This window comes from Pseudomonas sp. P42 (assembly GCF_017973755.1).
In the GTDB taxonomy this organism is placed as follows: domain Bacteria; phylum Pseudomonadota; class Gammaproteobacteria; order Pseudomonadales; family Pseudomonadaceae; genus Aquipseudomonas; species Aquipseudomonas iridis.
This window is the reverse complement of sequence record NZ_JACOPU010000006.1, coordinates 612,801-627,345: the sequence shown is the minus strand read 5'-3', so window position 1 is coordinate 627,345 and position 14,545 is coordinate 612,801. Positions and strand designations below refer to the sequence as shown.

Genomic DNA, 14,545 nt, shown 5'->3' with positions numbered 1-14,545 from the left:
TCACGTCGTGGCTGAAAGCCTGAACCATAACCTGGTCTTCGTGGCCTTCCTGGTAGGTGTTGCCAACGGAGTCAGCGGTGAATGCGCCTGCAGTGATCAGGCCTTGTTTTTCGCCGGTAACCGACATATACGCTGGTGTTGCCATGGGGTGCTCTCCTTGCGGATAAATTTAAGGTGCCCGGGAGGCGAAATCGCCCGGTGGGTGCCTGACTGTTATCAAGGAGCGTGCCAGGTTTGGAGAGGTGCCCGGGTGACGGGCTCGACATGGTAGTCGGTGATCTTTCGGGGCGATTTTCAGCGGAATAATCAGGAGAAAGTGCGCAAGAAGTTGCGCAGTACTGCGCAACTTCTTGCGCACTTGGCTGCAGGCCTTGCACTGCTTGGGCTGCAGAGGATTTAGGCCCTGAAATATTACGACCTACTGCGCAACTTCTTGCGCAGTATGGCATTGGGCCATGATTGGCAAATGTAGCGTCTACAGTCCCGAGCAATGTGAGAGGCGGACTGCTTTCGGCCAATAGCAGTCATTCGTGAGCGGCCGTTTCGACCCAAAGTGGACGGTCGCAAGTAGAAGCGAGCACTGAGTTGAAAAATGCAGGTCAAGGTCGTAAGCCCTTCGCAGTTGAATAACGCGCGCTGCTCAGACCCGTTAACTGCATGGGGTTTGCCAGAGGGTGAAACCATAACCGGTTCGGCAGTACACCGGGCCGTGCGCTCGCAACGCGAATTCAACTGCGGGGTGAGGATGAGGATGTGAGCCGAATGGGAAAGCACAGAAAATGCTGAACTCCGGCGCGATCAGCCGAGCTACGTCATCGTGCCAACTAGTCCTAGCTCCATGGTGCATGACCTGTAAGATCTGAATGCAGTCAATGCGGGGTTGACCAAAATAATCCACAAGCTGTCCAAGCTGTCGCTTTGTACTTAATGACCCGTCACCAGTGAGCAGCAGCGATTTCGGCCCGCTCACCCTGGTGGGTGGGTAGAACCAATACCAGTAACAGTTGTAGTGGTAGTGGTCTTTGTTCAGAAGTTCCCAATCAGCCAATGTCAGGTCATTTGACGTTCCGTAGGCGTATCGGGCGGGAGCACCGCAGTTGATTGCACCTGCATACACGAACAATGAAATCAAATTCCTTAGGCGGGGAGAGGCTCCGAAGGTCTTGTTGTAGATCCGCTCCATAGAAGCTTTGACAGCCTCGCGATTGCCTGGGTATGCGGGATCGAGGAGAGTGGTCGTGAGCTTCCCGATTGCTTTCTGGAAAGGAGCAGTGGCATGTGGTGTCAGCGAGGAGTCGTTGTAAGGGACAAACTCCCAGATGTCCTTGACGTTGAACCGTGCGGAGGGGCTAAGCCACTCGACCGGATAGCTGCCAGCCCGGTAGCCTTCATCCACAACGGGAGATCGTCGGAGGGGCGGCGGATCTATGACTACGCCATCGTCTGAAGTGAAGGGCGGTCTATCCTGGTTCTCAGGCATCTGAGTGGTGGCTGGTAGGACTACTGCGATCCGTTCAACATCCACGTCTTGCGCCGAGGCGATATACTTGACGGGATCGATGACGAACAGTTGCCATTCGCTAAACGTCCTTGTCTTCACCTCCATAGCGATGCTTATCCGTAAATGCATAGGGATGTATGGGAGTACTAAACGACCGACCTCGAATTTGGCTAAAAGCTCCAAAAGACCGTTGATGTGATCTCTATCGAAGTGAGAAATAAACACCATATCCAATCTCGCTTTTCCGTTGGAGCGAGATATCGCCACTGAGTGGGACAGTTGGTCGATTTCCTTAGTTAGATCGAGCTGATGCTTTTTGAGATAAGTTCCGCAGTCAAAAACCCACCAGTACGGTTCAGCCCCCATAATTTTGAGCACGCCACTTGTGAAGAGACCTTGCCCAACAGGATGAAAGTTGTAAGCTGAGTACCAATTTTTCATCGATCTTCCCTGAGAGAACATTGCGTGATGTCATTTTGACATGTTTGGGTGTCCCGCACAGTGTTTTTAAGGTCGCCAATGTTCTTGCCTGACATCAACCGCTAGGCACGGGTGCTCCGAGGGGTTGGCAGCCCAAGCTCAAGACGCTCAAGACGCTCATGACGTGTTGCTTTGGAATGCTTCCAGCGTGTGTTCCGTAGTGGCTATCCTTTACTCGTTGACAGCATTCGATTACTGGAGAGTATGTGTCGGATGTCGTCCCACCTGAAGCTTGTAAAGAAGAAAATAGGCCTTCCGGCATCGGCAGACCATCTTCGTAGTCTCGCCAGCGATCTTCGGTAACGAACACAAGCGTTGCGGCTTGGGCTTTGCTCTGCTCTGCTCCATTGCCTCACGCAGCGCGATAATCTCTTCAGCCTTCGCTTCACGATGACTGGGGCGGGGCCAGAGCCGAGGGAGGCTGCTGTTCTTATTGACAAGCCGAAGTCTAACGTCATCCCAGTCAACCAATCGGGCGATATCTGCGGTAGTGTCTCCGACGCATCGAGTACCTAGACCGATGACTGACTCTGCGCCAGCTTCCTTGTACCCGCGGATTGTCAATTCAATTGCTGACCTGGCTCGCACTACCTGCTCTCTGGACAAGTTGCGTAGAGTCAGATGCACCTCGCCTACCGCTTGCACACTTCGCCGCGCACGCCGCCGAACATCGATTTTCTGATGCTGCTCATCTAGAACTCGAAGTTTGAAGTCTTTATCTGCCCCGAGAATCACTTTATTTGCATAAAACTTTACTGGCCGTTCCCTGCCAGTCAGGACGGGCGTGAGTCGGGCCGATTTTTAAAGTCTCGTCAGGTTCGAAGCAAATTTAAGAGTCTTGATCCCGTACGACATCGGCGCGCATACGCGACCCCACAATGTCGGTCTTTTATTCTGTAGGCCCGAACTGAAATCCGACGTTATCAACAGCATCGGCCGACAGCTGGCTTTCGATACGTCCATGATCGCACGGGGATATTAATTTTTGGTATATGGGGCGTCCCACATACCTTAGTTATTTTAAGAATAATCTATTCAGTCTTCTGGCTCATCGTCCACATCGTTTGCTTCTTCAATACCAGACATCACAAAGTTGAAAGATGCTGCGATATGATCTTGAATTGACTTCTCTCGAAGAATGACGAACTCGTCAAAATCCGCTTTTGATTTTTTGGGTCTTTTAAGAACATCGAATGCGCTACTTTCGATAAATTGAAGTCTGTAATTTTCAGCGATTATTGCGTCACTCTGACCCTTGCCAGCTTCTCCGATGTGATCCGAAGGATTTCCATTGATCCATCGTCTATTGGTCTCTGATTCTAAAAACATTAGATTTAGTATGACGTCACCCTGATCTCCTTTGTTCCATCCCGAAATTGTAGGAAGGTATTTTTTTGGGAAAATGTGATGTTTTTCCGTTGGGAAAGCGCCAGGGCGAAAACCGATGCCGTTTGATGATACTGGGTCTTTCGGGCTTCGAGAATTGATGAGGCCTCGAATCAACTTACCAATAGCTCCGTTAGGCGAGTGCCGCAAAAGTCGGGGTATGGTAACTTCAGTTATCCAGGAAGGAGCGGATAAGTCGTCATCAAGCCAAAGATTGAAGTCTAGGTAGTCGCGAACTTGTTTGTTATGAACACCTTCCTGATATCTTTGGGATAACGCAGCGCCAACATACCAACGCGTCAGCTTCTTCTCCGCGTTTGTTTTTTCTAAGCCTTTGAAATTTCGGCTATTTATTTCTTTTAGGGCTAGGGCCATTGGTGCGTAGACAGCGTCATAGGGAACCATGTCTACACCCTTGGTATCCAAACCTGCGCCGAGATTATCCGTTAGAAATCGGCCTAATATCTCAAGAGATTGATATGCTGACTCTTTATGGGATGTATAAAGCTCAGCGCTAATCGTTTTTGGTAGGTTTGCCTTCTTAGGTTCTTTTCCGCCTAGCATGGCAATTGTTTGTAAAAGTATTTCTCCAGTCCCATCCATATTTCCATAATATTTACCCCTCTCGCGAAAATCTTTGATCTCCTGAGATAGATCGATATCTTTAGGGTATAGAATCGACACTACAAGTTCAAACGGTGTGAGCATTTGTCCTGTTGTGTTTAATGTTGTGAATATTCGGCTGATAGATTCAATTTGGGTGGCGGATTCAATCTCAATTACCGGGACAGTGTCAGTTTTTGCAAGGCTGAAAAATGGTACAATAAGACGATAGGCAAAGTTAGTGCGCTCAGGATATGCTTGAAGATAACCGAGGATGGCCAAATTTAATTCCGTAGAGTCCGCCAGTATTGATGTGCAAAGCAAGTGCCTTTTCACCAAAAGCGAACGAGGGTCATTTGTGCGTTGCCGGGCGATGATATAGCTGTCAGTTTCATCGAGATCATGAATAAACTGAATTACTTCATCTCTGTTTTCAAAGTTAATATTTTTTGTATTGCAAAGTTCAAGCAGGCGATCCAGGTGAATATAATATTGCCTTGGGCCGGTAGCGTACAGAAGATGAATTCCAGCAGTGAGCCGCTGCTGGCCATCCAATACGAGGAAATCAGCGGCCTTATTCGGGGCTTGAACGCATGCTCCCTCAAAAGTTCTCGGAGCAAGGAGCTCATTTTCACCTTTTAGAAATAGCAGGGCACCAATAGGATAACCCTGACGAAGCGAGTCAAAGAGTTTGATTACTTTATCTGTTCTCCAGCGCCAGCCCCTCTGGAAAGCCGGAAGCTTCAACTTACCATCATGTGCGTCTGTAACAAGGTCTCGGAAGGAACGGGCGCTTGAGGTCATCAAAAATATCCTATTGAACGGGGGGCAAATTCATCTACGCCTGCGGCTTACTTTCTTTAGCATTCATAGGCAAATGTAGACTATCGCACCTACCTGGTTAGCATGGCAACGTGCTGGATGTGGGCATGGAATATCTGCACAATTCGCGTGAGCCGCCCGTGGATTGATAAACACGAAATAGCCGATTTTGGCCGAAAAGCATTGGTTGGCGAATGTCTCCTTTTGGCCGAAAGCTGCCTGACGCACGGACGGTGCAAAGCCGCCCTATGGCTCCCTCCACGACTCCTGCTCGGCGTCAGGAAACAGCGGACCGCCTCGACTGTCGACTTAATCCAGGCGTCTTGCCCGTAATGCGCTTGAATGCGCGACTGAATGCGGCCTGAGATGTATAGCCCAAGCGCAGCGCCACCTCTTCAATTGGCAGCCTTTCTAGCGTCAACCACTGGCTTGCAAGCCGCATCCGCAACTCCGTGACGTAGCGCAACGGGGTCATGCCAATAGTCACCTGGAAACGATCCGCGAAGACTGATCGCGAGGTATTGCATTGCTCCGCCAGTTGCGCAACGGTCCAGTCGCGTCCCGGTTGTTGGTGGAGCGCAAGAAGCGCATTTGCCAAGCGTGAATCGCGCAATGCGGCGACCAGGCCAGAAGCATTACCGCAGGCGCACTCCACCCAACCGCGAACGACCATGGCGGCCACCACGTCGGCCAGTCGCGCGAGGATGCCGGCGAAGCCGATACGTGCGGCACTGACCTCGCGCTCCATGGTGGTCAGGATCGGCACCAGTCCGGGGTAACGCTGGCCGCCGGCATCAATCAGCATCAGGCCGGGCATCAGGCTGCCCAGGCCATGGATACTGTCCAACTCAAACTCCATGCAGCTACTGAATAAAATGGTGGTCGGCGTGGAGTTGGCATCGGTTCCGGCATCCACCGCGCTGACGGTTTCACCGAGGGGCGCGCCGTCTAAACGGTCGATGTCCTGAACAGGCACTTCCGCATGGGAAAGCAGTTGATGGGCCGCACCATGGGAGATGAGTACGGCGTTGCCGGCAGACAGCGCATACGTTGTCCCGTCCTCCATCCGTAGCATCGCATTGCCGACCGCCAGGAAGTGGAACCAGGCATGCCCAGGTTTGGCAGCGAAGCCCAGGCCGAAGGCTGGACCGGCTTGGATACGTCGGTGCTCGACGCCACGCAGGCGCATGCGGCGCAACAGCTCGTTGATGAGTTCCGAGGAGAGAGCAAACTGATCTGTAGGCATCGTTAGGTGTTTCAGTCAAAAAATCGAGGTTTTTGATCATAGATCATCCAGATTCTCGCGCCTAGACTGCGGGTCGCAATGAAGATTGGGAGATCCGTGCAATGACTGACCTTGTGTGTAATGCCGTACCCGACAGCCGTGCCGGCGTCGGGCAGGATGTAGAACCTGCAACCCCCGCGTGGATGGCCGTATTCTCGTTGGCAATGGGCGTGTTCGGCTTGCTGACCGCTGAGTACCTTCCGGCAAGCCTGTTAACACCGATGGCTACCGATTTGGGAGTGTCCGAAGCGCTAGCTGGCCAGGCCGTAACGGTAACTGCAGTGGTGGCGCTGTTCGCCGGCCTGTTGGTGCCCGGCCTGACTCGCAGTATCGATCGCCGTTGGGTGCTGCTGGGGTTTTCCACGCTGATGATCGCATCCAATCTGTTGGTCGCTATTTCCTCCAGTTTCGCGGTGCTGCTGTTGATGCGTATCTTGCTGGGTATCGCCCTTGGCGGGTTCTGGAGCATGGCGGCGGCAGTGGCGATGCGATTAGTACCGGCTGCTTTGTTGCCGCGAGCGCTCTCGATCATTTTCAGCGGCATTGCTATCGGGACGGTGGTTGCGGTCCCGTTGGGCAGTTTTCTAGGCGGGCTATATGGCTGGCGCAGCGCGTTCTTTGCAGCGGCGGCGGTGGGGGGCGTGACGCTTGCTTTCCAGTCGTTTACTCTGCCGCGCCTTGCGCCGCGCCGGCCTGCACGCCTGCGCACGGTGTTTGAGGTGTTGCTGCGACCGGGCATCGCCATGGGGATGTTCGGTTGCGTGCTGGTGCACAGCGGCCACTTTGCGATGTTCACTTATATTCGGCCATTCCTCGAAGGTACGACAAGCATTGGCCCGCAAGGGCTGTCGCTGATGCTTCTGGGGTTTGGTGTGGCGAACTTTGTCGGCACGCTGGTGGCTGGATGGCTGCTTCCCCGTCACCCGTTGGCCACCCTGGTGTTGATGCCGGTGCTGGTGGGCGTTGCGGCACTGGCGTTGGTTCTTTTGCCGGCCTCGGTGCCGGGTCAGGCCATTCTGCTGGCGGTCTGGGGCTTGGCCTTTGGTGGTGTGCCAGTGGCATGGTCGAACTGGGTCGCCAGCGCCGTACCTGATCAGGCGGAAAGCGCTGGGGGCATGGTAGTGGCGTCTGTGCAGTCGGCCATCGCAACAGGCGCAGCCGCTGGCGGTGCGATGTTCAGTTTCGGTGGTAGCGCAGGTGTATTTGTAGCGGCGGCCGTGTTGATGCTGCTGGCCGCGTTGCTGATTGCGTTGCGTGTCCGGGTTCCTTCCCATGGCGGTGCCCAGGCCAGGCCGGCGCTGCATCTTTGATCCGACTCCCCGGGCGCCCCGGTTCTGCCCGTAACCCGGACATAAAACAAGAACAATACGACGTCTCACCAACGACGCCTGAAATCTTTTCGCGCCGCAGGTATAGGCGATGCGCTCGGGTGGTTCGACTGGACGTTGTACGCAACCTTTTCGGTGAACCTGGCAGGCAATCTGTTCGACAAGGCCTGTCAATGTATCCGCGCTGATCAAGCATTCGACTTGGCCAAGACATCCTGTAGTGAAGAACGGCAGAGAATGGCCGAAAGCTGTCCGTTGAAAACAGCCACATCCTCAGGTGTGTCGAGGTCGAACCAGTGATGTCGGAAGGGAAGGGTTGCGGAAATGGCCGAATAGATGCGGAAACGGTCTATAAAGAGAGAAGCCAAATTCCTGAAAGCCAGAAACGACAAAGCCCTGAATAATCAGGGCTTTGTCGGTACCAAATATGGCGGAGGCGATGGGATTCGAACTCATGGACCTGTTACAGTCGACGGTTTTCAAGTCCATGTCTAAAACAAGTAATTTCAATGGGTTATGGTCCGAAGTATTCCGCTTTGATTGTGTGCAAGCGTCACTCGGTACGGCCGATAACGGCCAAAAGCAGGCTTGAGACGACTCATACAGCTTGAAAAGCCCTTAGTCAGTCATCGCCATCCGGTTTCACAGTGTTACCAGCTTGCCTCATCTATGCGGGGGACATTGTTATGCATTCTTAAATTATTATCGTATTAGAAGCCTTCTTTTCTTAAATTGGCCTCAACGTCTTCGCGTTTTCCATGGCGCTCGTAGCCTTGAGCAAGTTGATGCAGCATGGCTGCAACATTTGGATGGGAGTGCTGTACCCGTTCTGCCTGGCTTCTGTAATTTGCTGCCAGATCACGTTCTTGGTCGCCGCCATCCCAAGGAGACCGGCTAGTGACCCCACGCTTATTAACGGTTCCAGTGATGAAGCCGCTACGCATATGTTCTAATTCAGGAGAATCTAAAATCTCCCTAGCCGGCGTGAATGGCCACGTACCATCCTCATCTGCAGGGGAATGGGAGAGAATTTCTCCTAAAGTCTGATCACACATTGTTGGCCGCTCTGCATCACTGCATAACTCACGTGCCTCCTGAATAAAGTGAGAAAATTTATCTGCATCAATACTCCCATCTGATTGGGTGCCAGGCAGTCGCTTGCAGTGATGCAAGACACTCCAAGCCCTCTCTGCAGTTGCCCGACTGGCGTCAGTAACCTCCTGCCTTTCCCCGTGTTCCGGCTTGTAGATCGCACAAATTAACTCCTTGAAGAGTTCTGGCTCCGATGTGATAGCTTCATAAAGCGCACTAGCATTGTCTCCTCGCCCATACTGAAGAAATGGAAACAGCCCAAATTCAAGTTGAGCCAGAGCTAACCGCTCAAATTCATCAGAGTTCTCTAGACGCTCCAGCATTTTCTCTAGATGCCAAGGCTGAATTTTCGGCCCATCTATCTCTCTACAGTTGAGTAACTGTTGAAGAGCTAAAAAAATCTTGCCAGGAGCAGTTTCTTGAAGTTTGAATTGGCAGCAATAAAGAGCACTCATTGGCCGCTTAGCCTTCAAGAGCTGCTCTAACACAAAGTCCAGATCCTCTTCATTTGTTTGATGGTATGGTTGAACCCTGTTCCAATACTCGGTATCGATTTCATCACCACAGGACTCAACCAACTGCCAGGTTTCTCGGTTTGGGATAGCCAGAGTCAAGAAGCTGGCGAGCCTCACAGGTGGCCACCCACGGTGTTTGCCTAACTCAATTACTTTTTTAAGTAGCGCATCAGATGCGGGTGGCGCAGCCGTACGGAGAAAGCCTGCTATACACGCACTCATGTGTGTGCCGTTATCAAAGCTCTCAAGCTTTTCCGGAATCCATTCCATCCAGTAGCCCTCACCCCAGGAAACCCCTGCCAATGTGGCTCCGACGATGCTGGGTTCCGTGCATACTTCAATAAGGCTTTCTATTCCTGGGATCCCTTGAGCCTCATATATCTCCGATAACGAGGAGGCTCTGAGCTCGGAAACAATTTTAGCTTTGTCATGGAGATCTTTTTTTTCATCCTCCGAAGGGAGATCCAGCCAATGACTATCGAACAACCAATGGTCTCGTATGATCAAGTTGAGGGGAGCCAATCGTTCATAGCACGTCTCCACCGACTCGAGCCACTCGTCAAGCTCCTTAGTGGGTGCCTCATCGTAATTACGGTGCCAATTAATAATTGCCCTCAGAGCTAAGCGTAAAATTTCCCGATCCACATCCCTATCTGTCGCTTGCGTGAAGGGTTCAATCAGTTCCAATAATCTGGGCAAACCCTCTCGATCCCTAAAGCCGGTTTTTTGCAGTAACAAGACAATTCTAGGTGCATTCCCATCGCTGAGTTGAAGTAGCTTTTCATGGACGAAATCAAGCATTTCATACATTTCAGCATGGGTAACACCACGGCCTGCACCTGCATCGTCTTCACGCCATTTGGGCCTGTGGATATGGTCGGCAGTTTGGTGACCACGCCCCGCGATCCCCACCAAAAGACGAAAGGCAGCCTCGGGATCCCTATCGATTAACAGGCTGAGTACCTGGATCCGCTCCGATAAGCTGGCAGCAGTTTGCGGAAACCACGAGCGGAAAAAGCTCAGAAGGCTCCGGCTCGGTTTGTTGCCCCAGTTTCCCTTCATCGGGACATGGCTTAGCTGGGCAAGAATCAGCGCCACGGGGGCCAAGCGACGCGGAGCCCAGCCAAGAGTTTCCAATGCCCAAAGCAAACCTGCGTGCCAGCAACGCCCTCCAAGTATAGAGTCACTGGTTTCGGTAAAAAGCCTCGTTATTGGAGCATCCGGCATGCGTAAGCTATTCTGAATAGCACGAAGAAATCTATCCGGCGCGGCTTCTGCCAAGTTGGGTAGATAGGAGGATAAAGACAGCCAGCGCCATCCATCGGCCCCGTCAAGCAACTCGCCCACTAACTCCGCCACCCTATCTTCGATCTCCAGTGCCTGTAGGCCAACTTGCTCTGGGGCACGCACTGCCAACTTTATGAGCGAATCGCAGATCGATTCAAATAATAAATTTGAATACGGATGAACTTTTCCATGAAGCTGGGCCATCCAGCGCTCTTTATCCGGCAGTTCCAACTGGGGGTCAGGTGCCGATAACATTTTCTGAGCAAGGGCAAAGAAGCGGTCCAGTTGGTTGCTAGTAATTCGGTCTGCACATTGACTGAGCAGCTCCAAAGGCGATTTGGCTTTCCACACTGCGCCGATCTTCAGCAGTGGAGCATCGTCAAGACGTACAAGTTGCCGCAAATCTTGCTCAACAGTTTCATATGAACGGCCAGACAGTTCTTCAACTGCTTGTCGATCCGCTGCTTTGTCTGAATGCCAAGCTCCAAGTAGACAAAGCAGAGGTAGGCTTGCTGCTTGCGGTGCTTCTAGCCAAGCAGGGCGTTGAATTGCCGGGTTTGTCGCTCTTTGTCGGCGAAACACGGTCCATGAGCGGCCAGTGGATAATGCATACCGCTTGGCATCAGATTCTTCCATTCCTGTAGCAATTAGAGCTTTCTCGAACTCGTATATGTTCGGCCGCTCCAAGATCAGCTCGTTACCATTCGGTCTGCCGGCCAAATCGCCTGTGGCGTGAGGAATGATAACTCGCAAGCCGTCACGTAAAACTAGATTGCTTGCGGTTTCAGTGCGAGCCGCGATTGCAACTCGCAATTGTGGGTTTGCTTCCACATACCTCCAACCATGAGGTTCTGTCACAACAAGGGCATGATGTTGAAGGTCGCCCGATGCCATCACCACCGCGACTGTGAATGCTACGGCTTCTTCCACACTGTCGGCACGTATCACGAGAGGCTGTGCAGGTGTAACGCTCTCCTGAAGCTTTTCACCCAAAGCGTCGAACATAGATGTCCGATCCCGAAATAGTGCTTCGGGAGTGATGGCCGGGCTACATTGTCGCGCCCACGTATCCCAGTAGCGAGAAAGGCTTACTACCCCCCCACCACTCAAACCCAACGCTTCGGCGAACTGCAATGCAACTGCGGGGCTTTGCTCCAACCATTGCTCGAGATCGTCCGCATCGTAGACCCGCACATCAGCCCATTCCCCCTGGCAGATCCGCTCCCTAAGCCATTCAGACTTTTTTGTCCAGCGACGAGGGGTAACAAATACATACGTGCAAATCGATCGCTCTGCCTTGCTTGTCGTTTCTGTACGCTTCCGATAATCGCGATTAGCTTTGCCGGGCACATCCTTATCACAGCCAACCTCCCAGCAAGACGCACCAGCTGGAACCCAAGCATTACCCAAGTCACTAAACAAAACGCCGTCCCAGCCGGGTACGTAGGTTGAATCCCCGGCCGGAAATGAAAGTTGGCGTGTTGCTCCGGGCTCAAAGCAAAGGCGCCTGACCCAGCGCGGCAAATCGGTTTGGGCTTCTTTGGCATGCGTATTGGCCCAATTGACGATGTGGGAGGCTGTGATTCGCATAATCCGTTCCAGATAAAAGAGTAGTCAGTGCGACCTCAAGCTTACCCCTCCGCCAACTCATCTAGGAACACCATCGGTTTTCGTGTGGTTTAGTATCCCGGTGTTTTCGTGAGTGTTCTATGGCTGAAACCAGGGGTCTCCCTGGCTTGCTGCGACCCGGACCGCTTTGGTTCGAGCATTCCATACCATTCAGCGATACCCCTCTCGAAATGAACTTAAGGAGGTCATCAGCCCTGATGCGGGGCCGGCGAATTTCGTGGACAGCCAAATAATGCAAGCGCCGCGGAGCGGTTGATATACATATCCTCCAAGCCAGACTAGTAAGACAGTCTAAAAGGTGGCACTGTGCTACTTTAGGCGTCTAGGCGTCTAGAGTCGAGGTTGGGCAATTTTCTCGCGCAGCTTTGACGGACCAAGAGAAAGACAACAAGTGTGATTGGAGTGCAGGGAGCAATGGCAATAAATTTTGATGTGGTTATTGAAACGCCTGAATACGAAGTAGATATGAAGGCTGGACTGGATACCCTCCAAGGGGTTTCAGACGCGACCCGAATTATTGGTGAGACGTTGTTGACCCAAAAGGTCCCGCAACGTATCAGCTACAAAAGCGATGTGAGAACAACACTTAAAAAAACCTTCCCGGGATCGTACGGCCACATATTCAGCTTGGACTTAATGAGTGAAGAACTTAAAAAGCAGTACCGGAAAATTGGCTCCGCTACATTTTCAGAACTTATGTCGTACTTTACAAAAGAAGCGTTGCATATAGATGTAGACGTGGACTCTCTATCAGAAAAAGCTCAAAAAACTCTTGAAGCTCTTGGTGACAATACCGAGAAGCTCATAGAGCAATTACGAGAATCACCACTTCGAAATATTCACGAGGTCCCTAAGAAATTCGGTTATAAAGTATTATTGAGTCGCCGAAACAGTGTTAACAACAGAGAAGTGCTTGTCAAGTTTGACAAGGAAACATCTCTAGTGTTGGAGGCTAAAAGATCTGATGAAAAGGTAACTTTGCTTGCAAGTATCCGAAGACTTAATACCAATACGGGAAACGGCCGGCTTCAAGTAAAAGGTGGTGAGGAAACGGTCGCATTTGGATTTTCTACAATGTATCGCGACGTAAGGCTTGCGACCAAGAAAAAGTTTTCAGAAAATCTGGATTACAATAATGGTATTGATATTGAGCATTGGAAATATTTGGAGATAATCGCGGCCCCAGTAAAACTCCTAGATGAGAAAATCGTGAAGTACATTGTGTTGGGCTTTCATGATGAGTAACAGATACATAAGCATTGCTGCTGGATTGATTGCGCTAGTTAGTATGCTTTATGTAGGGAATTTCTATTTCCGCCTCGGGTATGTAATTTCAGACAGCCCTGAAGCTTGGGGGCAGTTAGGAGACTACGCCGGCGGTGTTCTAAACCCATTGCTCAGTTTTATATCGATTGTTTTGCTGATAAAGTCACTTGCATTACAGAATGATGCCAATAGTGATCTTAGAGATGAGATTCGTAATACTAGAAAAACTGAAAGACTTCGGTCCTTCGAAGCACAGCTGTTTCACATGATAGAATCTCAGCGATCACTGTTTGACTCCTTGCGTTTGGAAATATTTTTGAATGGCGAAAAAATTGAGAAATTTGGTGCGGACGCGGTTATAGCAATTGAGGATGAGATCATAAGAATTAGAAATGAATTTGATTTAGATCAGATTGGCGATGATCGCATACGCGAATTTCTGAAGCACGTGGATAATACTGACAAAATCTTCGGTGTTACTCGTATTTTCTATAATATAGTCAAACTAATCACTGACAAACTTAGTGATGATAATGGCTTTGAGGAAAGTGATCGTGCTGCTCATTATGTGACGCTAATAAATTTCAGTGACTTTGCTCTCCTTCGACTCATAATGATTTCCGTTCAATTTATGGATTATCATTCGGTCGAGTATTTAAAGAAAAACTTAGAGTTCAGCTCAGTTGTAAAAAACATGTCACTTGGATATTCATTGTACTGATGATTATCGGCTTAAAATCCCTGATCCTGTCCTGAATCGCCCTCTGATTTACGGGGCTCGTCCGACTGGCACCTTTTGGCTGTGGATTCAACCGGTGGACGCAACACGACTAAATTCTGTGTAAGCAGAAGGAGTGTTGCAGATGAAGCAGAGACCTCGGATTTATTACACCGACAGCCAGAAAAAACTGATGTGGGATCACTGGCAGAAAGGCCATATAGTACTGAGATGGGACTGGCGCGTAATTTTAGTGCGGAAACAGAGCGTCGCTGTTGATTGGTTGAGCATGATTCGGTTGTAATGGGCTAGTCTCCGCAGACGCCTCGATCAAGGACGAATCCATGCCAAATAACTCAGACTCCAACATCGCCACGGCCGTCGCTCTTACATTGCTTTTGCACAACCAGCATGCCCTGGGTGCAGCAATAGAAGAGGGTACTAGATGGCTTTCAGAGAGTAGGGCAGAGAGCGTTGCCGATAACGCACTGGTTGCCATGGAGACCTTGGACACGAATGCCAAAGCGATTACAGATGCGATTATGCGATTACGGCAGACCTAAGGGGTGTAGCCCCAAATATTGGCCCCGTAAAAATATGACTTTGAGAGTCTTTTCGTTCAACCGTTAGGTA

Annotated in this window: 9 protein-coding genes; 4 read left to right on the top strand and 5 right to left on the bottom strand. The window is 51.0% G+C overall.

Annotated elements, in window-relative coordinates; all coding sequences use genetic code 11:
- The 4 genes from tssD to H8B20_RS22150 all read right to left on the bottom strand — a co-directional run.
- Window positions 1–145, bottom strand: a 145-nt coding sequence (tssD, locus tag H8B20_RS22165; protein WP_210624643.1) for a type VI secretion system tube protein TssD, incomplete at its 3' end; no start/stop codon positions are given.
- A 504-nt stretch (window positions 146–649) separates the two neighbouring features.
- Entirely contained in the window at window positions 650–1,942 is a 1,293-nt protein-coding gene (locus tag H8B20_RS22160; RefSeq protein WP_210624616.1) for a ComEC/Rec2 family competence protein, read from the bottom strand.
- Window positions 1,943–3,016: 1,074 nt separating this feature from the next.
- Window positions 3,017–4,774: a GmrSD restriction endonuclease domain-containing protein gene (locus H8B20_RS22155; RefSeq protein WP_210624615.1), complete on the bottom strand. Its 1,758-nt coding sequence runs from the start codon at window positions 4,772–4,774 to the stop codon at window positions 3,017–3,019.
- A gap of 295 nt (window positions 4,775–5,069) precedes the next feature.
- Entirely contained in the window at window positions 5,070–6,038 is a 969-nt protein-coding gene (locus tag H8B20_RS22150) for an AraC family transcriptional regulator (RefSeq protein ID WP_210624614.1), read from the bottom strand.
- Between the two features lie 101 nt (window positions 6,039–6,139).
- Between H8B20_RS22150 and H8B20_RS22145 the strand changes: the two genes are divergently transcribed.
- Window positions 6,140–7,387, top strand: coding sequence for an MFS transporter (locus tag H8B20_RS22145; RefSeq protein WP_210624613.1), 1,248 nt, complete (start codon window positions 6,140–6,142; stop codon window positions 7,385–7,387).
- 728 nt (window positions 7,388–8,115) lie between these two features.
- Here H8B20_RS22145 and H8B20_RS22140 read toward each other — a convergent pair.
- On the bottom strand, window positions 8,116–11,889 hold the full coding sequence (locus H8B20_RS22140; protein WP_210624612.1) for a polysaccharide deacetylase family protein: 3,774 nt from the start codon (window positions 11,887–11,889) through the stop codon (window positions 8,116–8,118).
- 432 nt (window positions 11,890–12,321) lie between these two features.
- Here H8B20_RS22140 and H8B20_RS22135 point away from each other — a divergent pair, with 432 nt between their 5' ends.
- The 3 genes from H8B20_RS22135 (at window position 12,322) to H8B20_RS27965 (ending at window position 14,475) form a co-directional block, all read left to right on the top strand.
- On the top strand, window positions 12,322–13,173 hold the full coding sequence (locus H8B20_RS22135; RefSeq protein ID WP_210624611.1) for a hypothetical protein: 852 nt from the start codon (window positions 12,322–12,324) through the stop codon (window positions 13,171–13,173).
- Window positions 13,166–13,915: a hypothetical protein gene (locus H8B20_RS22130; RefSeq protein ID WP_210624610.1), complete on the top strand. Its 750-nt coding sequence runs from the start codon at window positions 13,166–13,168 to the stop codon at window positions 13,913–13,915. The genes H8B20_RS22135 and H8B20_RS22130 overlap by 8 nt, the downstream gene beginning before the upstream one ends.
- 341 nt (window positions 13,916–14,256) lie before the next feature.
- The gene (locus H8B20_RS27965) at window positions 14,257–14,475 is read left to right on the top strand and encodes a hypothetical protein (protein ID WP_228732742.1); all 219 of its coding nucleotides are present in this window, start codon (window positions 14,257–14,259) and stop codon (window positions 14,473–14,475) included.
- The last annotated feature ends 70 nt before the right edge of the window (window positions 14,476–14,545 follow it).